Below are 22,484 nucleotides of genomic sequence, written 5' to 3'. Positions count from 1 at the left end.
GCCGGATCGATCCTACGGGAGGAGGAGGACAAACGGTCCGTTAGGCATCATGGGGCTACAGCGAGGCCAGGAGCTTTTGGACCTCATCCTGGCGCGGGAAGCTTGTGCCCAGTTCGGCCAGTGCCTGCAACTCCTGCTTGGCTTGCGCCTTCTGGCCATTTGTCACCAGGTACTGCGCCAGATGCAGGCGATGCATGGGCTGCTCGGGCGCGAGCTGGATGGCGCGCCTCTGCATCGTCAGGGCCTTGTCGAGGTGTCCCGCGGCCGCTTGAATCTCTGCGACGGTATCGAGGACAGCATCGGAATTGGGGGCCAAAGCCAAGGCCTTCTCGCTCATCTCCAGCGCACCCGGCTTGCCCGAACGGTGCAGCAGCCAGGCGAGGTTGTTGAGGGCGATCACGTTGGCAGGCTGGATCGCAAGCACCCTGCGGTAATGTGGCTCGGCGCGGGCAAAGTCCTTGCGGGACATGGCCTGGTCACCGAGGTAGAGGCTGAACATCGACGCATCAGGATGCTTGGACAGCCAGTCCGCCTCGAGCTTGTCTGCCTCGGCGGTCTGCCCGGCAACAATCAGCGCGCGGTGCAGCTTGAGCACCGTTTCCTCCGCCGGACGCTTGGCGAAACTGGTCTTGAAGGCCGAGATGGCCGCCGCACCGTTGCCTTTGGAGGCTTGCAGGTCGCCCTCGAAGGTCCAACCCTGCGGCTCACCAGGGGACTGGGCCTGGATACCCTTTGCCAGCGCCAGCGCTTCATCCATCTTGTTGGAGCGCGAGAGCAGCGTGACCAGGCGGACCTGAGCCGGCAGGTAGTCGGGCTTGACGACCAACACCTTGCGCAACTGGCTGATCGCCGCCGGCACGTCCTTGCGCGCGGCGTGCACGTCGACCATGCGCATCAGCGGCCCCACCGAATTCGGTTGCAGAGCCGCCATCTTGCTGAACGACTGCGCCGCCTGATTCAAGTCGCCCGCAGCCAGTTCGGCCAGGCCTTGGACCTCCACGAACTTCGGATCTTCAGGAAAGCGCGCCACACCTTCGGTGGCGGCCTGCAGCGCCGCCTTGGGCTCGCCACGCTCCAGCAGGTTGGCCACCAACGCCAGGCGCGGCGAGTCGGCATCGGGGAAGCGCTTGACGGCGGCCTCCAGCTGCGCCTGGATATCGTCGGCCTTCGCGCCGGCTCGGGCCCGTGCGGAAATCAGCGCCATCAAGGCATTGGCCGACAGCGGATCGGCAGCAACCAGCTTTTCAAAGCGGCTCACCACGACGGCAGGCTTGCCATCCTCCTGGTCGAGGGCCGCCACCGCCATGGTCGCAGGCAGGTAGGAGGGCTGGCGGCTGATCGACTGCTCGTACAGCTCGCGCGCCTTGTCACGGTGCCCGAGCGACTGCTCGATACGGCCTCGGAAGAACGGTGCCTGCGGCTTGCCCGGCTGTTTGCGCTCCATCGCGTCGAGCACCGTGAGCGCGTCGTTGAAGCGGCCGCTGCGGATATGGGCCATGACCATGACGATCTCGGCTTCGTTGGCGCCATCGGCCGACGCAGCAATCGACTTCAGCTCGGTCATCGCCCGCTCGGTGCGGCCTTCGCTGATTTCGGCGAGCGCGAGCGCGGTGCGCCCGCGCGCGTCGCCCGGATTGGCCTTGACGGCGCTCGCATACATCTTCTTGGCCGCCTCGCCATTGCCGAGCTGCAGGTAGACGTCCGCGGCGACCGAATACACGTCGGCCGGCAGCGGCGTCTTGGCGTCGAGCAGCGGCTGCACGGCCGTCAGCGCCTTGCGCGGGTCGCCAGCGCGCAGCAGCGACCGCGCCAGCAGCGTGCGGGTCGCGACGGGCGACAGCGGCCCGACGGACACGGCCTTGCCGAGGTGGGCCGCTGCTTGCTGATAGGCGCCGCGCTCATACTCGATCACGCCCGCCAGGTGCAGGAAGCGCGGGCTGTCCGGCGCCATCTTCAGCAACTGCTGGGCGTTCTCCAGCGCCGTCTTCAGGTCCTTGCGCTCCAGCGCCAGCGTGGCACCGAAGTAGTTGATGTAGGGCGTCCCGGGCACGGCCTTCTTCAGGTCGGCCAGTTGCTGGTCCATCCCCGCCAGGTCGCGCTGCTTCGACAGCAGGCTGAAGATGGCGATGTGGGCCTGCAGGTTGGTGGGCTCGCGCTTGAGCGTCTCGTGATAGGCCGCCATCACTTCGGCGGTATCCGCACCGGACAACTGCAGCGTCTCGGCCCTGGCGAGCCAGGGGCTGGCGGAATCGGGCTGCGCCTTGCGAGCCTGCTCGATCTGGGCCAGCGCGCCCGCCTTGTCGCCGCTGATCAGCAGCAGCCGCGCGACGGCGAGCTGGGCCACGACGTTGTTCGGGTCGGCCTGCAGGGCGGCATCGGCTGCGGTGCGGGCCAGCGCGTACTTGCCCTGGGCGCCGTAGGCCGTCGCCAGCGCGGCCTTCAGCTCAGCCTGGCGCTTGGGCACGGTCAGCTCGACGTCTGCGTACTCCGAGACGAACTTGTCGACCTGGCCGCGCAGGATCAGGGTCGCGGCCATCGGCGGCACCAGCTCGTCGTTGCTGTAGCCCGCCTCGCGGGCCTTGGACAGCTCCACCCACGCGCCCTGGGGGTCGCCGCTCTCCAGCAGGGCCTTGCCGAGCAGGAAACGCGCCTCGACGAGGGAGCTGTCCTTCTGCAGGGCGTTCTTGAACTCGATCGACGCCGCCTTGTACTCCTTCTTCTGCATGCGCGCCTTGCCCGATTCAACGAGCTGCGTGGCGGACTGCCCTCCGCAGCCCACCAGCAGCACGGAGGCCGCGAGCACGACACCGAGCAGGCGGACGGGGACGAAGCGCACCTTGTCGTTCTTCATTTGATCTGCAACCGGTTCATCATGTCGTAAAGGGTCGGTCGGCTGATGCCGAGAAGCTCCGCCGCGCGAACGATGTTGCCATCGGTGCGCGCCAGCGCGGTGATGACGGCCTGACGCTCGGCGTTCTCGCGAACGGTACGAAGGTCCAGCAGCCCACTGTCTTCGGATGACTGGGGCCCCGCGCGCAGGCCGAGGTCCACGGCCGTGATGCGGTCGTCTTCGCACATGATGACGGCGCGCTTGAGTATGTTCTGCAACTCACGCACGTTGCCGGGCCAGCGATGGGCCTCCAAGGACCTCACTGCATCATCGGAGAGCGTCGGCGCCGAGCGGCGCATCTCGGTGGCAAACCGGCGCGAAATCGCATGCGCAAGCAGCACGGGATCGCCGACACGATCACGCAGCGGCGGGATCTCGACGACGATCTCGGCCAGTCGGTAGTACAAGTCTTCGCGGAAGCGACCGTCGGCGATGCGTGCCTTGAGATCCTGGTGGGTGGCACCGACGACGCGCACGTCGATCGGGATCTCTTGCCGGCCACCCACGCGCTCGATGACGCGTTCCTGCAGAAAGCGCAGCAGCTTCGCCTGCAGCGGCATGGGCAGATCGCCGATTTCGTCGAGCATCAACGTGCCGCCGTTGGCTGTTTCGATCTTGCCCAGCGTGGATTTGGTCGCGCCCGTGAAAGCGCCCTTCTCGTAGCCGAAAAGCTCGCTCTCCAGCAGCGTCTCGGGAATGGCCGCGCAGTTGATGGCGACGAAGCGACCCTTGCGCTTGGAGGCGTCGTGCAGCCCCTGGGCCAGCACCTCCTTGCCGGTGCCGCTCTCGCCGAGCAGCAGCACCGTCGCGTCGCTGGGCGCCACCTTCTCGATCATGCGGCACACCCGCTGCATGCCCGGGTCGCGCGTGATGAGGCCCGAGAACACGTCGCTGCTCTGGCGCATCTGCAAACGACGATTTTCCTGCTGCAGCTCGTAGAGGCGGTACGCACGCTCGACGGTCAGGCTGAGCACGTCGGGGTCGACCGGCTTGGCCAGGAAGTCGTAAGCGCCCATGCGGATGGCGCGCAGCGCGTTGTCCTGGTCGTTCTGGCCGGTCAGCACGATGACCTTGGCCGCAGGGTCCAGCTCCAGCAGCTTCTCCAGGCATCTGAACCCTTCGGAGACCGAGTCACGGTCCGGCGGCAGGCCCAGGTCCATCGTGACAACCGCGGGGTTGTGCCGGCGGAACTGCAGCACCGCGCTGGCGACGTCGTCGGCCGTGACGGATTCGAAGCGGTCCAGCGACCATTTGAGTTGCTTCTGCAGCGCGAGATCGTCCTCGACGATCAACAGCGGGGCGTGGCGCGGTGTGCTCATCGAGCGTCCAGGGCCGCCAGCGGAGCATCAGCCTGCGCGTGGAACAGGGGAAGCAGCAGGGTCACGGTGGTGCCCCGGTTCAATTCGCTTTGCACGCTGATCTTGCCTCCCAGTTCCTGTACGTATTGATAGCTCTCGTGGGCGCCGATGCCCATACCGCTGGCCTTGGTGGTCTGGAACGGCTTGAAGAGGCGATTCTGAATGAAATCCTCGCTCATGCCGCAACCACTGTCCTCCACGCAAACGCGAGCCTGGCTGCCTTCGGCGTCCAGGCTCAAGCGGACGTAGCCGCTCAGCGGTGTGGCGTCAAAGGCGTTCTGCACCACGTGGCCCAGCACGCGCTCCACGCGCTCCACGTGGCCGCGCGTGCTGACACCGGGTTGCAAACGCAGCTCCAGCGTGCGGCCCTTGCTGGTCGCCGCTGCCGCCAGCCGCTTGGCGATCTGCTCAAGATCGACACCGCTGGTCACGCCGTGCGGCTTGTCGCCTTCGCGAAGCTGCAGCATGAGCTGACGCATTTTCTCCAGCGAGTTCTCCACCGTATCCAGCATGTCCTGCTGGAACTCCGGGTTGTCGCGCAAGCGCTTGGCGTTCTTCATCATCAGCGAGAGTTGCGTGACGATGTTCTTCAGGTCATGCACGACAAACGCGGACATGCGATTGAAGGCGTCGAACTTGCGAGCTTCCAGGAGTGCCTCGGTCACCTGCGCCTGGTCCAGGTAGCCCGAAGCCTGGCTGGCGGCGGTGCGCAGCAGGTCGCGCACCTCCCAATTCAGCTCGACAACGGCGCGCGGGCGGCCCAACACGATGAACCCGATCAGCGACTCGCGAACGAGCAATGGCAGGAGCAGCCAGCAGCGCGACTCTTCGGCGAGCCAGCCCGGCAGCTCCAAGCCTGGGTAGGCTTCGCGCCGTGCACGCCATTCGTCCACATCCACGATCCAGGCCCGCTCGCGCCAGAAGGTCGCGAGCGATGCGTCACGTGGCTCGCCACCCTGCACGGAGGGGAGATTCCAATGTGCGGCCTGGATGAAGTCGCCGCCTGCCGAGCGTTGCATCCAAAGCATGCCGCTGGGGCTCTCGACCAGATTGGCCAACGCACGCACGACGGTCTCCGAGGTGTTCTGCGTCTCAGCACTGCCCGACAGCAGTTGGGTGAATCGCAACCACTCCTCACGATAGTCGTAGCGGTAGCTGAAGAAATTCTTGCTGATGTAGACGCGCAGCCGCGAACGCATGGAGCCGGACGCCACGAGCAGGGCGAGCGCAACCAGCGCGACGAAGACCAGCGCCACCGACAAGGCCCTGCCCCAGTGACCGCCGGTGTAGCGCACGTAATAGCCGACGCCGGCCACCACCAGCAGGTAGGCACCGACGAGCAGGAGCGTCGCTGAATGAAAGACCGCCGCGCGGGAAACATGCAGCTTGCCCAGCCAGTTCGCGTGCCGGCGGGAAGCCACGTACAGCAGCGGAACAGCCGCCGCATGAACCAGCGAACGCACGCTGACCGCATCGCCATCGAAACGCTGGAACAGCGCAGCCTGCGAGTTGATGAAAAGGTCGAAGAAGAAGATCGCGCCCAGCCCCAGGCACACGGGCTTGGCATTCCAGCGTGCATCGGCTGTCGAATTGCGCAGCATCTGCTCGACCAGCACCAGGCCGAGCACCGCCAGTGCAAGCGACAGCAAGGCATGCGGCCGGCTCAGGTTGTCCGGCATGAGGTACTCGCCCACAACGATGAGGGCCAGCTGCAGCAGCAGGATGCCGATGGCAAACGGACGGATCCAGCCCAGGCCGCCGCTGCGCCGGGAGGGCGGCAACAACATCAGCATGAACGCGAACCACAGGCTGAAACGCAGCAGGTCCAGCCCCGGCACGACCCATCCCGGCAGTCGATCAGACCAATGCCTGAGCGCATCGACCAGCGCAACGCCGGCCCAAAGCGAACTCACGGCCAGCGCCGCAAGGAACACCAGCGCCAGCGACGTCACCGGCTGTCGACCCTGCCTCAGCCGGACGGCGAAATGAAGGGCGAACAGACCATAGGCCAGGCAGCAGACCAGATCGCCGACGCTGCTCAACGATGAGAGCGCGGACAGCACCCCGACCCAGGCACCAGGAGCAGATTCCAGTTCAGCTGCGAATGGCATGCGAGATTCAAGCATGCCCAGGCCGCCTCACGCATCGACGCTGGCGCCGGGCTCGGCAAGCGGTCAGCGGGCGCCCTTGCCGGTCAGCACGACGGCAACCGTCTCCAGCATGATCAGAAGATCCAGGAAGAGCGAATGGTTCTTCACGTAGTACAGGTCGTACTGCAGCTTCTCCACCGAATCTTCGATCGTGGAGCCGTACTCATAGCGCACCTGGGCCCAGCCGGTGACGCCCGGCTTCACGCTGTGCCGAACAGCGTAGTAGGGAATCTTGCCGACCAGTTCGTCGACAAAAAACTGACGCTCCGGACGCGGTCCGACCATGCTCATCTCGCCCCAGAGCACGTTGAACAACTGTGGCAATTCGTCGATGCGCACCTTGCGGATGAAGCGCCCCACACGCGTGACGCGGTCGTCGTTCTTGGTCGCCCAACGGGGCCTGCCGTCCTTCTCGGCATCCGTGCGCATGCTGCGGAACTTGATGACGTTGAAGGGTACGCCGTTCAGGCCCACACGTTCTTGACGGTACAGCACCGGGCCTCGCGACTCGAGACGAATGATCACCGCGGTGGCCAGCATAATGGGCCAGGCCACCGCCAAAATCAAAGCGGCAAAGACGACATCACAAACGCGCTTGATCGCTGCACGCAGCATGCCCTGGCTGAAACCATCGCCGAAAATCAGCCAGCCGGCATTGACGTGCTTGATGTTGATCTGGGCCAGCGTCTTCTCGAAATGCGTCGCGATGTCCACCACCCGCACGCCGGACAGCTTGCAGTCGAGCAACTGGCGCAGCGGCATGCTGCCACCACGGCGTTCACTCAAGGCGACCACGATCTCGTCCACGTTATGCCGCAGCGCAGCCTCGGTCAGGTTGGCACTGCCATTGATGATCTCGGCATGCGGGACCTCCGGCTTGTCCTCGTTGGGACCGGCGTAGTAGCCCACGATCTGGGCATGAGGGTCGGACGCCCGCAGCGTGTTGCTGACGGCGCGCGCCGCGGCACCTGTGCCGAAGATCAGGATGCGACTGCGCAGGCGGGCCTGGGTACCGGAATGCGCTGCGTAGACGCGATGAACCATGACCGCCGCGACCGCCGCCATGGCCACCAGAGTCAGCATGTCACGGTGGCTGGTACCCGAAGGCACCAGGCTGAAGATCGCATAAGCCAGCGGCAGCCCGAACAACAAGCCGAACAGCGCCCGGGCGCAGGATTCAGTGATCGAGCGGTTGTGAACGTGCTGGTAGAAGCCCGTCGCCGAATTGATGACGAACATGCAACCAGCCAGCGACAAGCCATGAGAAGCCGCGAAGGGCAGAGCCGTTTGTGCGGCTTCACCTTGGCTGAGCACCACCGCGATGACGGCAAACACAATCAGGCCGAGGTCGAAAAAGACCTGGAGCAACGTTTGCCTGTGCAAGTAGTGGTTGAATATCCGAATCATCTGCATTCCCGATCCCTATCGCCGGTATCCAAGCCTGTGCAAGTCGATCAACGAAATTCGAAACAGTATCGATTTCCATTCATCCCGGCGCACTGGCCGTCCACAGCATCAACTTGCGTGCCCAACTGCTGCAGGCTATCTAGGAGACCGTCCGGCTGGCCCGTGGATGCCAGTGGATGCCAGTGGCTTGACGCCCATCAGACATGCGAACCAACCTTGATCGCGCCGGCATCATGCCTTCGCCACCCCACCTTGAAAGCCCCCCGTTTGGAGGGTGCCCGCCCCTTGAATTCGGGTCGGGTGGCGGTGGCGGCGCTCACCTGATGTTTCGCGCGTTTTGCCTCCGGCGGCAGTAGACCCGAAAGTCCATCGCGGCGACACCACGCACCTTGCATCGGGCATCGCAAAACGTGCGAAACGCACAACCATTTGTTTGGGATAGAGCTGTCTCGATTTGGGCGCCCGAACAGCCGCCGGCGCGATTCCCAAAGCGCCAAACGCTGGGCGATTGATACGTATCGCCTGTCATCGGCAATATTCACGGCGGCGCGAAAGCAGAGGGTCAAATAACGCTTACGTTACCGGGAGCCGTGTTTCGCCCGATCAAGCCCCAAATGCATAGAACCTGCCTCGGGCAGGTTCTCAGAAAATAAAAATGCCCACCGAAGTGGGCATTCCGGGTCGCAGCGAAAACTCAGCGCACCACAGCGAGCTGCTCGCGAGCGCCGCCCTTGTAGGTGTAGAGCGTCAGGGCGCCGTTCTTGATGTCACCCTTGTCGTCGAAGGAGATCACGCCGGTCACGCCCTTGTAGCCGGACGTCTTGGCCAGCACAGGCAGGTACTTGGCCGGATCGGAAGAGCCAGCCTTGACCATCGCCGCGGCCAGCACGTTCACTGCGTCATAGACGTAGGGCGCGTAGATCTGCACGTCCACGTTGAACTTGGACTTGAACTTGGTGCGGAAGTCGTCCATTCCCTTCTTGGCTTCGCCTTCGACACCGCCGGCCTCGGCGCAGACGACCTGGCCGTCAGCCATCGTGCCAGCGGCCAGCTTGGGCAGTTCGCCCGTGCAGATGCCGTCGCCGCCCATGAACTTGGCTTCGATGCCGAGCTGCTTCATCTGGCGCAACATCGGGCCGGCCACGGCGTCCATGCCGCCGAAGAAGACCACATCGGGCTTCTTGCCCTTCAGGGAGGTCAGGATGGCGGTGAAGTCCGTGGCCTTGTCGTTCGTGAACTCGCGACCGACGACCTTGCCGCCAGCGCCCTTGACGCCCTTCTCGAACTCGTCGGCGACGCCCTGGCCGTAGGCGGTACGGTCGTCGATGACGGCGATGGACTTGCCCTTGAGCTGCGCGACCGAGTACTTGCCCAGCGTGCCACCCAGGTGCACGTCGTCAGCGACGACTCGGAAGGTGGTCTTGTAGCCGTTGCGGGTGAACTTCGGGTTCGTGGCCGACGGCGAGATCTGCGGGATGCCCGCGTCGCTGTACACCTTGGAGGCCGGGATGGACGTGCCGGAGTTCAGGTGGCCCACAACGCCGTTGACCTTGGAGTCCACCAGCTTCTGGGCAGCAGCCGTGCCTTGCTTCGGGTCGCCGGCGTCGTCTTCGGCCAGCAGTTCGAACTTGGCCTTCTTGCCGCCGATCATGACGCCCTTGGCGTTCAGTTCTTCAATGGCCAGACGGGCACCCAGTTCGTTGTCCTTGCCCAGGTGGGCAATCGCGCCGCTGGTCGGTGCAACGTGACCGATCTTGACGACCAGCTCCTGGGACATCGCGGCACCGCTGAGCAGCGCGGCGACGGCACCCACCACCAAATTCAACTTGACTTGCATGGATCAACTCCGGTTTGGAAAAGAGAGGAACAACAACAAAACAGCTATCGACTGCTGAGTTTTCAACCGATTGAACATACCCCAAATCCGGGGGGGCCTCATTCGGGAAAGCGTGGACGCCAAGTGGTCAACCGGCCGCCGAGAAGTGATCGAGCTTGGCGCCGGACTGCTTGTAGTGGCGATAGCGCACCCGCCCCGCCTGAACCTGCTGGGGATCAGTGCCGACCACTTCGAGCACGCGCTCGAAGTGCAGCGCCTCGGACGGCATCTCGTCGCCCAGGTTCAGCAACAGCCCGCGGTGCGGCAACTGCGCCGCGTCGTCCACGAGCAGCACCTCGCCCGGTGCGGGCGGTCTGTGCGAGTCCTGGCCGTCCCAACGCCGATGCGGGATGAACTCCGTCGCGTCGAAGCTCCACAGCAACCCGTCCAGGCGCGCCGCCTGTGTCGCTGGGATGCACACGCCGACCGGCTTGCCCGACGCGAGAGCGCGCCGGATCAGACGGCAGGCGTAGTGCAACGGGTCGGCCGCGTCACTGTAGAAGCTGACCTGCGTCATGTCCGCCCCTCGGCCGTCGGATACGCCTGGCGATCCCCCGAGGGGATGGCGGGCCGGCTTGGGGCGGCCCGGCGCTCGGCCCGCTGAGGAATTCCCACCACTTACTTCGCGTAGCCCAGCACGAAGTGCGTCAGCAGGCCCACGGGGCGGCCCGTCGAGCCCTTGGCCGCGCCGCCCTTCCAGGCCGTGCCGGCGATGTCCAGGTGGCCCCACCGGTACTTGCCGGCGAAGCGCTGCAGGAACTTCGCGGCCGTGATCGACCCGCCCGCGCGGCCGGCGATGTTGGCGACATCGGCGAAGTTGCTCTTCAGGCCTTCGGCGTAGTCTTCATCCAGCGGCATGCGCCAGCACGGGTCCAGCGCCGCGTCGCCAGCCGCCGTCAGCGAGGCCGCCAGTTCGTCGTCGCTCGCGTACATGCCGCTGCGCACGCCGCCCAGCGCGATGACGCAGGCGCCGGTCAGCGTCGCCACGTCCACCACGACCGCGGGCTTGAAGCGCTCGGCATAAGTCAGCGCGTCGCACAGGATCAGGCGACCTTCGGCATCGGTGTTCAGGATCTCGATGGTCTGGCCCGACATCGACGTCACCACGTCGCCCGGCTTGACCGCATGACCGCTGGGCATGTTCTCGCAAGCCGCCACGATCATGACGAGGTTCAGCTTGGGGCGGAGCTCGGCCACCGCGCGCAGCGTGCCGATGACGCTGGCCGCGCCGCCCATGTCGAACTTCATCTCGTCCATCTCGGCGCCCGGCTTCAACGAAATGCCGCCGGTGTCGAACGTGATGCCCTTGCCGACCAGCACGACCGGCGCCACCGTCTTGGCCGCCCCGTCGTAGCGGGCGACGATGAAGCGCAGCGGCTCATCCGAACCCTGCGCGACGGACAGGAAGCTGCCCATGCCCAGCTTCTCGACGGCCTTGCGGTCCAGCACCTCGACCTTCAAGCCATGGCTCTTGCCCAGGCCTTGCACGACCTGACCGAGGTAGGTCGGCGTCGCGTAGTTGGCCGGGCGGTTCGCGCACTCGCGCGCCAGCTCCACACCGGCAGCGATGGCCTGGCCACGCAGCAGGCCGGCCTTGGCGGCCTTCAAGCCGGCCTTGCCCACCAGCAGCGCCACCTTGGCCAGCTTGGGTGCAGCAGGCGCGCTGGGCTTGGTATGGCGGTAGACGTAGACGGCTTCCATGCCCGCCAGCGCCGTCTGCTCGGCGAGGGATTCGGCGAGGTCATCACCAAAACCGGCGAAGGCCACGGCCGCGCTGACGGCGCCGCGCGACTTGATCTGCGCCAGGCCCGCAGCCAGCGCGCTGCGTGCCGCAGCCAGCGTCGACTTGCCACTGGCGGCCAGCACAAGGCGCGGCGCCTTGATGCCTTCCGCATGGGTCAGCGTCAAGGCCTGGCCAGCTTTCAATGCGAAATCGCCGAGCTTGATCGCGGCTTGCACATGCTTGGCGACGACGGCATCCAGACCCTGGGGCAACGCCTCGCCACCGATCACGACGACGAGCGCATCAGCGCCCGCGCCCGCGAGCCCATCGAGCTCTGCGGTTTGAATCTTGAAGTCCATAATGACCAGAAGTAGATAGAGTGATTTGATGTTATTCGATTCATCGACGCGGTCCGAGCTGGCCAAGAGCTTCGGCGTCACGCTCGTGGTCATCCTGACCATCATGCTCACGTCGACGCTGATCCGCACGCTGGGCCAGGCCGCTGGCGGCAACGTGGCGCCGCAGGACGTGCTGCTCCTGATGGGATACGCAACCATCTCCCACCTGGCGACGATGCTGATCCTGTCGCTGTTCGTCGCCGTCGTCATCACGCTGGGCCGGTTGTACCGCGAGTCCGAGATGACGATCTGGTTTGCCAGCGGCATCCCGCTGGCGCGCTTCGTGCGGCCGGTGCTGCGCATGGCTTGGCCCGTGCTGCTGGCCGTGGTCGTGCTGGAACTGCTGGTCTGGCCCTGGGGCAACCAGAACAGCGCCGAGCTGCGCGACCGCTACCAGAAGCGCAGCGACCTGTCGCGCGTCGCGCCGGGCCAGTTCCAGAGCTCACGTGATGGCAGCCGCGTGTTCTTCATCGAGCGCGATGGCGACAACGCCGCCACGGGCCGCAACGTCTTCATCCTGGCCAACCAGAACGAGCGCGAATCCATCACCACCTCCGCGCGCGGCCGGCTGGAGATGGAAGGCGATGACCGCTTCCTGGTGCTGGACCATGGCCAGCGCAACGAGACCCAGCTCAAGACCGGAGACAAGAGCCTGGCCCGGTTCGAGCAGTACCACGTCATGACCGACACGCAGGTGCTGGCCAACGCCAGCCAGTTGCCGCCCAAGGCCATGGCCACGCTGGACCTGCTGCGCCTGCCCACACCCAAGAACCAGGGCGAGCTGACATGGCGCTTCGGCATGATCCTGGGCGGCATCAACATGGCGCTGCTGGGCGTGGGCCTGTCGGCGTCCAACCCGCGCCGCGCCAGCAACTGGAACCTGCTGTTCGCGCTGCTGGCCTTCATCGTCTACTTCAACCTCATCAACCTGTCGCAGTCCTGGGTGGGCAACGGCCGCGCCGGGCTGCCGCAGGCGCTGCTCGGCGTGCATGGCACGGCTTTCGTGCTGGCCCTGTCCGTCATCTGGCTGCGCGACAACGGCAACCGCTTCTGCCTGCGGCGGCGGCTGCAGAAGAAGGCCGCCACATGAGGACCGTGCGCCGCCTGCTCTACAAGGACATCACCGGCTCCGTGCTGCTGGTCGCCGTGGCCTTCCTGTCGCTGTTCTTCTTCATCGACTTCGTCGACGAGCTTGAACGCATGGCCCGCGTCGGCGCCGGTGGCGGCAAGGCCGCGGTGCTGGCGTTGATGGAACTGCCCGGCCATTTCTACGAGCTGTTTCCCATCGCCGTGCTGATCGGCGCCATCGTCGCGCTGGCGCGCCTCGCGCAGAGCAGCGAGTTCACCATCCTGCGCACCGGCGGTCTCGGCCCGGCGCGCGCGCTCACGCTGCTGGCCGGCCTCGCGGCCGTATTCGCGGTGCTGACCTTCGTCGTAGGTGATTACGTCGCGCCGCAGTTCGAACGCGAGGGCGATGACATGCGCGCCCGCTTCAGCCACGACGCCAATCCCGTCAGTCGTGGCGCCTGGCTGAAGGACCACCAGAAGGTCGATGGACAGGACCGAAGCTACTCGGTCAAGGTCGGGCGCGTGGGCTCCGGGGGACAGCTGGAGGACGTGCGCATCTACGAGTTCGACGCCGAAGGCCGGCTGATGTCGCGCACCGAGGCCGAGAAGGTCGACGTGAACGCGCAGGGCCTGTGGCATCTGCAGGCCGTCAAGCGCACCCTTTGGAACCCCGGCACATCGGCGTCGGCCAGCCCGGTGGGCGATGTGGTCGTCAGCGAGCAGCAGCTCGACCAGTTGGACTGGAAGAGCTCGCTGCATGCCGGCGTCATCGCCGCCGCCGTGCTGCCGGCTATGTCGATGTCCACGCTGGAGCTGTACCGCTACATCAAGCATCTGTCGGCGCAGGAGCAGTCGGCCCAGGCCCACAACATCCAGTTCTGGCGCAAGGCGTTCTACCCCTTCGCCTGCTTCGTCATGGTGGCGCTGGCGCTGCCGTTCGCCTACCTGCATGGCCGCTCGGGCGGCATCAGCATCAAGGTGTTCGGCGGCATCATGCTGGGCATCAGCTTCGTGCTGCTGAACAACGTGGCTGGCCACCTGGGCCTGCTGAAGAACTGGACACCGTGGGTCGTGGCTGCGACGCCCAGCCTGCTCTACCTCGGCTTGTCGATGGCCGCGTTCACATGGCTCGTGCGCTACCGCTGATGGACGGCCTGCTGCTGTTTGCCCATGGTGCCCGGGACGCGGCCTGGGCGAAGCCCTTCGAGCTCGTCGCCGCGCGCTTGCGCGCCGCAAGGCCCGACACCCCGCTCGCACTGGCCTACCTGGAATTCATGTCGCCCGGCGTCGAGGCGGCCGCCGAGACGCTCGTAGCCGCCGGCTGCACACGCGTGCACGTACTGCCCCTGTTCCTCGGCACCGGCGGCCATGTGCGGCGCGACATCCCGCCGCTGCTGGATCATCTGCGCGCACGCCACGGCCACGCCGTTGAATGGCGGTTGCACCCTGCGCTCGGCGAGCACGACGCCGTACTTCAAGCCATGTGCGACGCCTGCCTCGGCACACTCGAATGAAACACCCCCGCGTCAGCAGCTCAGGAGCGGCCGCGCGCCACTGACATGAACCTGCACCAATTCCGCTTCGTCCAGGAAGCCGCCCGCCGCAACCTCAACCTGACCGAGACGGCCAAGGCGCTGTTCACGTCGCAGCCCGGCGTGTCCAAGGCCATCCTGGAGCTGGAGGAAGAGCTGGGCGTGGACATCTTCTCGCGCCACGGCAAGCGGCTGCGCCGCATCACCGAGCCGGGCCAGCAGGTGCTGGCCTGCATCGAGATCATCCTGCGCGAAGTGGGCAACCTCAAGCGCATCGGCGAGGAGTACTCGCGCCAGGACAGCGGCACCTTCTCCATCGCCACCACCCACACGCAGGCCCGCTACGTGCTGCCCGCGCCGGTCGCACAGTTGCGCAAGCAGTTACCGCTGCTGCGCGTCAGCCTGCACCAGGGCAGCCCCGACCAGGTCGCCAGGATGCTGCTGGACGAGTCCGCCGACCTGGGGCTGGCGACCGAGTCGCTGACGCAGTACCCGGAGCTGGTCACCCTGCCCTGCTACGAATGGCAGCATGTGATGGTGGTGCCCCGCGACCACCCGCTCGCCTCGGTCGAGCGCATCAGCCTGGAACAACTGGCCGCGGAGCCACTGGTGTCCTACCACCCCAGCTTCACGGGCCGCACCCGCGTCGACAAGGCCTTCGCGGCCCGCCACCTGACGCCCAACGTCGTGCTGGAAGCCATCGACGCCGACGTCATCAAGACCTATGTGCGCCTGGGCATGGGCGTGGGCATCGTGGCCGAGATGGCCATGCGCGAGGAACCCGCCAACAGCGACCTCGTCGCGCGGCCGCTGGGCACGCTGCTGGGCAGCAACGTCACGCGCGTGGCCTTCAAGCGCGGCGCCTACCTGCGCAACTACGTGTACAGCTTTGCCGAGCTGCTGTCCGAACGGCTGAGCCGCAAGCTCATCGAGAAGGCGATGAACGGCGACGCGACGGATTTCGGCCTGTAGCGCTCAGGTCTCGCTGCCGAAGCTGGAGTCCAGCGGCAGCATCAGGTCCACACCCTCGCCGCGCAGGCCCGCTTCGAACAGGTCGCGCGCAACGCTGTAGAGCAGCAGCAGGTCGCGGTAGGCCGGCAGATCGAAGTTGCTGACGCCCGGGCCGCCACCGCGCGCGAGCAGTTCCTGCAGCATCTTCATCGCGCCGGCCGGATCGGCCCACACCACCTGCAGGTGCGCGATGACGCTGGGGCAGGCATCCAGGCTGCGGCCTCGCGCCAGGCTCTGTGCCCACTGCGGCGGCGCCGCCCCGAAACGCTGCTCGAACTGCATCGCCCGTTGCGCGAACACCTCGGGCTGGCCGCGGTGCTGGCACAACTCCATCAGCATCAGGTAGGGCATCGCCCCCGCGTTGCCGCGGGGCAGCCGCGCGGCCAGCAGGTCAGCCGCGGCCTCGTGCTGGCCCAGCAGTTGCAGGAAATCGACCTGCTGCTGCAGGTCCAGCAGCTCGTCGGCGATGGTCAGCTCGGCCGGCAACTCCTCGGACAGCAGGGGCGCTGACGCCACAGCCTGCGAAGGCATGGGCTGGGTGCGCATGGCCTGCGAGGCCGTGAGCGCGTCGTCCACTTGCGGCGGCTCCGGCGTGACCGGTGGCCAGGCCATCGGGCGCGGCTGGGGCTTCGTGATCGTGTGCTGCCCCTCGTCGGGCAGCGCCGCAGCACCGCCTGCAACAGCGGGTGCGATGCCGGAGGCCGGCGCCGCTGGCGTTGACCGGCGGCCGCCCTCCGCCGAGTGCAGCGCGCGCCAGTAGGCACGCTCGCGGCGCCGCCGCTCGTCGAGCCAGCGGCTGCCGTAGAAGGCCACGGCACCCGCCAGCAGGCTCAGGCCCAGCGTCAGCAGCCACGTCATCGGATCGCTGTAGGGCGAGGGGCGCACGCCGCGCACGGGCGCTGGCGCTGGATCGGGAGCCGCTGCGGGTGCAGAGGCTGGTACCGACGCAGCCACGGATGCAGGCGCCGAAGCTGGCTCCGGCGGCGCAGCGGCGGCTGTCTGGGCCGCGGATGCGGCAGCCGCCTGGCGCGCCTGCAACTCGGCACGCAGTTGGGCCACCGTCTGCTCCAGTTGGGCGATCTGCGCTTCGAGCTCGGGCGTGAGTTCCACCTCGGGTGCGCTGGCAACGGCCCTGGCCGGACGCGGCGCCTGGCCCACCAGCACCTCGGGCCGCTCCAGCACCAGGCGCGGGCCGGTCTGGCGAGGCGGCTTCGGGCGCGGCCCTGGTTTGACGGCCGGCGCGGGCGGTGCATCCCCCGCAGTGCGTGCGACGGGCTCGGCGGCCGGCGGCGTCACCGCAGGCGGCGGCGTCGGTGCGGGCAGCGGCAGCGCGGCGGTGGCGGCCGACGTGGCCGGCGGGTCGATGAAGGCGTTGAACTCCCGCGTGAGCCGCAACGGGCAGCCCAGCGCCAGCGTGATGCGCAACGCGGGCTCCTCGACGCGCACCAGGCTCTGCAGCCGCAGCCGTTGCTGCCCCGGCTCGCCTTCGACGCGCAGTTGCAACAACCCGGCCGGCACGCGCGCGTCGCCGGCAGACACCTCCGCTCGCAGGCAGGAATCCCCCAGCCGTTCGCCCTCAGCCAACGTCAGCGGCACGCTGACATCCAGCGGCTGGCCCAGCGTCGAATGCACCTGCGGCCGCCCGAGCCCGAGCGCCTGCACGCCGGAAGGCGTCAGGCTGGTCAGCAGAGCCAAGGTGGGCGCAAGGGCACCCAGCAACGTCGGGCGCAGGGCCGTGAGGGGCATTGACGGCAGTGGCTTGCGGTGAAGTTGATAAGAGGTGTAACAGCTGCTCGGACCACTCTAGCATGCAGCCCGGCGCCGGCCCGGGTGCGCGCGGGCGGCACAATGCCCGTCAGCCATGAACGCACTCAGCCTCACTCCCGCCGAACGCCAGCAGATCGACCAGGGCGTCTGGTTCTCCAGACTGTCCGAACCGCTGCGCAACGACATCCTGCAGCGCGCCTTCGTGCGCCGTCTGGCCGACGAGACCATGCTGTCCCACCGCGGCGAGCCCGCCGAGGAATGGTCGGCCGTCGCCAAGGGCGCCGTGCGCGTCAGCTCGGTGTCGCTGGCCGGCAAGCAGATCTCGCTGACCTACGTCGAGCCCGGCACTTGGTTCGGCGACATCGCCCTCTTCGACGGCCTGCCCCGCACGCATGACGCCTACGCGCACGGTGAGACGACACTGCTGTGCGTGCGCAAGGCCGACTTCCGCGCGCTGCTGGCAGCGCACAGCGAGCTGTACGACGCGCTGTTGCGGCTGAACTGCCGCCGCCTGCGCCTGATGTTCGACATGATCGAGGACCTCAACACCCGCCCGCTGGCCGCACGCCTGGCCAAACAGGTGCTGCTGCTGGCGCGCTCCTACGGCGTGCACGAGGGCGACGAGATCCGCATCGGCCTGCAGCTGGCGCAGGAAGACCTGGCGCAGCTGCTCGGCGCGTCACGCCAGCGCGTGAACCAGGAGCTCAAGGCCTTCGAGCGCGAAGGCGCGGTGCGCGTGGAGCCGACGCGGCTCGTCGTGCTCAACCGCGACAAGCTGCTGGCCGCCGCCGCCCGCTGAGGCTGCCGCCGAGGCGACACGGCGCGCCGCCCTCGCCTCGCAGAATCGGCGATTGGCCTTCTCGAACCCGACCTCCATGGACGCATTCACCGGCACCCGCCCCCTTGCCCAACCGCTGGACACCGCGGCCCTCGAAGGCTGGCTGTCCGCCCACGTGGACGGCTTCACCGGGCCGCTGACGATCGAGCAGTTCAAGGGCGGGCAGTCCAACCCGACCTACCTGCTGACGACGCCCGGCGCGAAGTACGTCATGCGCAGCAAGCCGGCCCCCGTCGCCAAGCTGCTGCCGTCGGCGCACGCCATCGAGCGCGAGTTCCAGGTCATGGGTGCGCTGGCGTCCACCGACGTGCCCGTGCCGGCCATGCATGCGCTGTGCGACGACGAAGCCGTCATCGGCCGGGCTTTCTACATCATGTCCTTCATGCCCGGCCGCGTGCTGTGGGACCAGAGCCTGCCCGGCATGGGCAACGCCGAGCGCGCCGCGCACTACGACGAGATGAACCGCGTCATCGCGGCGCTGCACAAGGTCGATGTCAACGCCGTGGGGCTGGCAGCGTACGGCAAGCCCGGCAACTACTTCGAGCGCCAGATCGGCCGCTGGAGCAAGCAGTACCTGGCCTCCGTCACCGAACCCAACCCGGCGATGGACGCGTTGCTGGCCTGGCTGCCGGCGCACATCCCGGCTTCTGCGCGCGACGAGCGCGAAGTCGGCATCGTGCACGGCGACTACCGCATGGACAATGTCGTCTTCCATCCCACCGAGCCGCGCATCATCGCCGTGCTGGACTGGGAGCTGTCCACGCTGGGCCACCCGCTGGCGGACTTCAGCTACCACTGCATGAGCTGGCACATCCAGACCTCGGGCGCGGCGCGTGGCCTGGGCGGCCAGGACCTGGCCGCGCTGGGCATCCCGTCAGAACGCGACTACGTGCAGCGCTACTGCGAACGCACCGGCCGCGCCGACGTCGATGCCGTCATGGCCGACTGGAACTTCTACATGGCCTACAACCTGTTCCGCATCGCGGCCATCGTGCAGGGCATCGCCAAGCGCGTGGTGGACGGCACCGCGTCAAGCGCGCAGGCCCGGGAGACGGCCAAGAGCGCCGGGCCGCTGTCGCAGCTGGCCTGGCGCTTCGCGCAGAAGGCCTGAGCACGACGGCCTGACAGCGTTCAGGCCACGTCGCCGGGCCGCGTGGACGGTGTGAAGGCGATGGACGTGGTGGTCGGCCACGCGCCGCTGTCCGACAGCCGGCCATTCACGCGCAGCGCCTCGCGCGCCGCGCACTCCAGCAGCCGCACCAGCGCCTGCACCTTGGCGATGTCGGGCTCCGCCATCTCGGTGCGCAGGTAGATGTTGCCGCGCATGCACATCAGCACGAACGGATGGCCGTCGGGCAGCAGGTCCTGGCTCGCCTGCACGAGCGCGTCGCTGAGCTCGCCCTCCATCCAAGCACCGGTCAGGTCCTTGGTGACGCCGACGACGCCGTAGCGCTGGCGCACCAGCTGCGACGTGTTGTTGAACTTCGGGAACATCACCAGCCAGCGCATCTCCTCGGGCGTGTCGGTGTCCACCCGCGTCTTGAGCGTGTCGGTGTAGGCCTCGAAGACCGCGCGCTCCAGGTTCTCCATCAGCGAGCGGCACAGCACCATGAGCTGCAGGTCGGGGTGCAGGCCCATCTCGCAGCGCATGCGCAGTTCGGTGCCGGGCAGGTAGCTGCGCTGCGACACGCCCCACTCCACGCGCAGCGGCCCGGGCAAGGCCTTGGGCGCCTCGATGAGGAAGCCCAGCCCGTCGCGGGTCTGCGTGAAACTGGCGTTGCGCGCCTCGGCCCAGTCCTGGATCGGACGCCAGCGCGCGGCGTTGGCGCGGGTCACGAGCCAGTGCTTGACTTGCTTTACCACCATGAGTCGTGAGAATCGGGCTGGTTGTAGGGCCTGTTGCCCTGGGACGGAGGCGACGGATGATCGAAGTGTATTCATGGCCCACGCCCAACGGCCACAAGGTGCACATCATGCTGGAGGAGTGCGGCCTCGCGTACCGGGTGCATCCCGTGGACATCGGTTCCGGCGAGCAATTTGCCCCACCATTCCTCGCCATCAGCCCGAACAACAAGATTCCCGCAATCACCGACCCCGACGGCCCCGATGGCACGCCGATGTCGATGTTCGAAAGCGGCGCCATCCTGCTGTACCTGGCCGGCAAGACGGGTCGGTTGCTGCCGGCCGATGTGCGCGGCCGATACGAGGTGCTGCAGTGGCTGATGTTCCAGATCGCCAGCGTCGGCCCCATGCTGGGCCAAGCGCACCACTTCCGCGTCTACGCACCCGAGAAACTGCCCTACGCCATTGAGCGCTACACCCGCGAGGCCCAGCGGCTCTACGGCGTCATCAACAAGCGGCTGGCACACGCGACCTACCTCGGCGGCCCCGACTACTCCATCGCCGACATCGCCGTCTTCCCGTGGCTGCGCGCCTGGAAGACCCAGGGCGTGGAGATGGCCGACTATCCGCACCTCAAGGGTTGGTTCGACGAGATCGCCAAGCGGCCTGCCGTGCAGCGCGGCGTGCAGGTGCTGGCGGGCGCGCGCAAACCGCTCACGGACGACAGGGCGCGCGAGGCGCTGTTCGGACAGCGGCAGGTGCTGCAGCGATAGGGTCTGTCAGGGCCCGGCGCCGGCGGTCTGCTGGCCGATGCGCAAGACGACGAACTCCGCCGGCTTGACCATCGCCACGCCCACCATCACCACGAGCCGGCCATTGTCGAGATCGTTCTGCGTCATCGTCGTGCGGTCGCAGCGCACGAAAAAGGCCTGCTCCGGCTTCTGGCCCAGCAGCGCGCCGCGTGTCCATTCGCCGGACAGGAAGTCGCCGATGGCCTGGCGCACCCGGGCCCACAGCGCTTCGCCGTTGGGCTCGAACACCGCCCATTGCGTCCCGAGGTCCATGGAGTGCTCCAGGTACGCGAAGTAGCGACGCTGGCTGACGTACTTCCATTCAGGGTCCGAGCTGATCGTGCGGGCGCCCCACACCCTCAGGCCCCGGCCCGCGAACGCGCGCAGGCAGTTGATGCCCTCGGGGTTCAGCACGTCCTGCTCGGCGGCGGTGACGGCCCGCTCGAAACCGAGGGCGCCCACCACCACCTCGTTGGCAGGCGCCTTCCAGACGCCCCGCTCCTGGTCCACACGCGCGCAGATGCCGGTCACGAAGCCGGATGGCGGCAGGTTCAGCGGCTGGCCGGCGAGCGGGTCCGCCACCGTCACCCAGGGGTAGTACAGCGCGGCATGCCGGCTGTCCAGGCGTCGACGCAGGTCGCGCACCTCGCTCACCGTCAGGGCCTCGGGCGAATCCAGCAGCGCGAGGCGGTAGCGCAGGCGCTCGGCATGCGCGATCAGCGCCGCCGTGATGGCCGAGACCTCGCTCGGGCGCTGCACGGCGTGCCAGGTGCTGCCGGGCGCAGCCACCAGGGCCACGTCGTCCACGGCGGCCAGCGCCGCCAACCCCGTCGCCGGATCGGCACGACCTTCGTAGGCGGCACTGCCGGGCAGCTGCCCGTCGTTGCCGCCGGCCAGTTGCACCGTCAGCGTCACGCCTGCCTCGAACCTGCGTCGCCAGGCCAGCCGCTCGTCGCCGCCCGCCGCCGTCACGTCGGCCGGCGGGAGCTGCCAGCTGAGGCCCGAGGCCAGCGCCTGCACCCAGGCGAGGCCGTCGGCGAAGGCGTCGCCCGGCACCACGACCGGCACGCCGTCCCCGGCCTGCGCACCGACGCTGGCCTGCAGGCTCTGCGCTGCGCGCGCGCCGTTGGGCCACATGCCACGCCACGCCGACGCCACGCGGCCATCGGCGGCCAGCGTCTCGACGCTCACCGTCAGCAGTTGCACGGCGGCCGGCACGGGCGTGGCGCCGTTGACCTGCCAGCGGCCATCGCTGCCGAGCGTGGCACTGCCCAGCGGCAGGTCCTGCGCATGCCGCACGGCCGATGCCGCAGCGGTCGGCGTGACCCACACCACGTCGCCCTCCGCCAGCGCGGCCCAGGAGGCCAGCGCCGCACCCAGCTTCAGCCCCAGCCGCACGCGCAGGTTGCCGGCGGCCCCCGGATGACGGGCCGCCACGGGCGCCTCGCCCGCGCGGCCGCGCGCACGCCCATCGGCACACAGCGGCGCATCCGGTGCCGTCGCAGCCAGCGGCTGGAACACCCGGCTCACATGCAGGCGCCGCCCGCCGTTGTCGAAGAAGCTGCGTGCGGCATGCCACAGGAAGTTGGGGCGCGCCGCGGCGGTGCCGTCGGCGGCCAGCGCCAGCGGCTGGCCGTCGCCATACAGGCGTTCGAAGTCGCCGAGGCTGGTCAGCAGCGCCGGCACACCGGCCACCGGCCCCGAGCGGCACGGGCCGACGAAGCCGGCGGTCGAGGTCTCGACGCCCTCGATCGCCTTGGCGCGCAGGCTCGTTTCCTCGATGTAGACGCCGGGGGCGAGGTAGGCAGGCATGACGCCCGACTTTAGAGCCCG

General features: G+C 67.7%; 17 protein-coding genes. 7 read left to right on the top strand and 10 right to left on the bottom strand.

The genetic code is table 11. The annotated features are described in order from the left end of the window. Positions 1-55 precede the first annotated feature (55 nt). From prsT to ACO07H_RS10440, 7 genes are all read right to left on the bottom strand, one after another. Complete coding sequence (prsT, locus tag ACO07H_RS10470; protein WP_422013796.1) at positions 56-2,851, bottom strand: XrtA/PEP-CTERM system TPR-repeat protein PrsT; 2,796 nt, start codon at positions 2,849-2,851, stop codon at positions 56-58. Then, complete coding sequence (gene prsR / locus ACO07H_RS10465; RefSeq protein WP_422013794.1) at positions 2,848-4,209, bottom strand: PEP-CTERM-box response regulator transcription factor; 1,362 nt, start codon at positions 4,207-4,209, stop codon at positions 2,848-2,850. Before prsR ends, prsT begins: the two co-directional genes overlap by 4 nt. Further along, positions 4,206-6,359: an XrtA/PEP-CTERM system histidine kinase PrsK gene (gene prsK / locus ACO07H_RS10460; protein ID WP_422013792.1), complete on the bottom strand. Its 2,154-nt coding sequence runs from the start codon at positions 6,357-6,359 to the stop codon at positions 4,206-4,208. Before prsK ends, prsR begins: the two co-directional genes overlap by 4 nt. 63 nt (positions 6,360-6,422) lie before the next feature. Then, entirely contained in the window at positions 6,423-7,811 is a 1,389-nt protein-coding gene (locus tag ACO07H_RS10455; RefSeq protein WP_422013790.1) for a TIGR03013 family XrtA/PEP-CTERM system glycosyltransferase, read from the bottom strand. 688 nt (positions 7,812-8,499) lie between these two features. Continuing rightward, complete coding sequence (locus ACO07H_RS10450; RefSeq protein WP_422013788.1) at positions 8,500-9,642, bottom strand: branched-chain amino acid ABC transporter substrate-binding protein; 1,143 nt, start codon at positions 9,640-9,642, stop codon at positions 8,500-8,502. 127 nt (positions 9,643-9,769) lie between these two features. Further along, positions 9,770-10,198, bottom strand: a complete 429-nt coding sequence (locus ACO07H_RS10445; protein ID WP_422013786.1) for a DNA polymerase III subunit chi — start codon at positions 10,196-10,198, stop codon at positions 9,770-9,772. A 101-nt stretch (positions 10,199-10,299) separates the two neighbouring features. Next, on the bottom strand, positions 10,300-11,763 hold the full coding sequence (locus ACO07H_RS10440; RefSeq protein ID WP_422013784.1) for a leucyl aminopeptidase: 1,464 nt from the start codon (positions 11,761-11,763) through the stop codon (positions 10,300-10,302). Positions 11,764-11,791: 28 nt separating this feature from the next. Here ACO07H_RS10440 and lptF point away from each other — a divergent pair, with 28 nt between their 5' ends. The 4 genes from lptF to ACO07H_RS10420 are packed head-to-tail and all read left to right on the top strand — an operon-like array spanning position 11,792 to position 15,374. After that, on the top strand, positions 11,792-12,892 hold the full coding sequence (lptF, locus tag ACO07H_RS10435) for an LPS export ABC transporter permease LptF (RefSeq protein WP_422013782.1): 1,101 nt from the start codon (positions 11,792-11,794) through the stop codon (positions 12,890-12,892). Next, complete coding sequence (gene lptG, locus ACO07H_RS10430) at positions 12,889-14,016, top strand: LPS export ABC transporter permease LptG (RefSeq protein WP_422013780.1); 1,128 nt, start codon at positions 12,889-12,891, stop codon at positions 14,014-14,016. The genes lptF and lptG overlap by 4 nt, the downstream gene beginning before the upstream one ends. After that, positions 14,016-14,384: a sirohydrochlorin chelatase gene (locus ACO07H_RS10425; protein WP_422013778.1), complete on the top strand. Its 369-nt coding sequence runs from the start codon at positions 14,016-14,018 to the stop codon at positions 14,382-14,384. The genes lptG and ACO07H_RS10425 overlap by 1 nt, the downstream gene beginning before the upstream one ends. A gap of 45 nt (positions 14,385-14,429) precedes the next feature. After that, positions 14,430-15,374, top strand: coding sequence for a CysB family HTH-type transcriptional regulator (locus ACO07H_RS10420; protein WP_422013776.1), 945 nt, complete (start codon positions 14,430-14,432; stop codon positions 15,372-15,374). 3 nt (positions 15,375-15,377) lie between these two features. Here ACO07H_RS10420 and ACO07H_RS10415 read toward each other — a convergent pair whose 3' ends face one another. After that, positions 15,378-17,159, bottom strand: coding sequence for a type IV pilus assembly protein FimV (locus tag ACO07H_RS10415; RefSeq protein ID WP_422013774.1), 1,782 nt, complete (start codon positions 17,157-17,159; stop codon positions 15,378-15,380). A 115-nt stretch (positions 17,160-17,274) separates the two neighbouring features. Here ACO07H_RS10415 and ACO07H_RS10410 point away from each other — a divergent pair, with 115 nt between their 5' ends. Further along, on the top strand, positions 17,275-17,979 hold the full coding sequence (locus ACO07H_RS10410) for a Crp/Fnr family transcriptional regulator (protein WP_422013772.1): 705 nt from the start codon (positions 17,275-17,277) through the stop codon (positions 17,977-17,979). A 76-nt stretch (positions 17,980-18,055) separates the two neighbouring features. Then, entirely contained in the window at positions 18,056-19,129 is a 1,074-nt protein-coding gene (locus ACO07H_RS10405) for a phosphotransferase (protein ID WP_422013770.1), read from the top strand. Between the two features lie 20 nt (positions 19,130-19,149). On the opposite strand, the gene ACO07H_RS10400 is transcribed toward ACO07H_RS10405, so the two are convergent. Further along, positions 19,150-19,884, bottom strand: coding sequence for a hypothetical protein (locus ACO07H_RS10400; RefSeq protein WP_422013768.1), 735 nt, complete (start codon positions 19,882-19,884; stop codon positions 19,150-19,152). Positions 19,885-19,940: 56 nt separating this feature from the next. Between ACO07H_RS10400 and ACO07H_RS10395 the strand changes: the two genes are divergently transcribed. After that, the gene (locus ACO07H_RS10395) at positions 19,941-20,633 is read left to right on the top strand and encodes a glutathione S-transferase C-terminal domain-containing protein (protein WP_422013766.1); all 693 of its coding nucleotides are present in this window, start codon (positions 19,941-19,943) and stop codon (positions 20,631-20,633) included. 6 nt (positions 20,634-20,639) lie between these two features. On the opposite strand, the gene ACO07H_RS10390 is transcribed toward ACO07H_RS10395, so the two are convergent. Next, a complete protein-coding gene (locus tag ACO07H_RS10390; RefSeq protein ID WP_422013764.1) occupies positions 20,640-22,463 on the bottom strand; it encodes a phage tail sheath family protein in 1,824 nt (607 codons plus the stop codon). Between the last annotated feature and the right edge of the window lie 21 nt (positions 22,464-22,484).

This window comes from Roseateles sp. (assembly GCF_965229315.1).
Lineage (GTDB): Bacteria > Pseudomonadota > Gammaproteobacteria > Burkholderiales > Burkholderiaceae_C > Pelomonas.
This window is presented reverse-complemented; position numbering and strand designations above follow the sequence as displayed.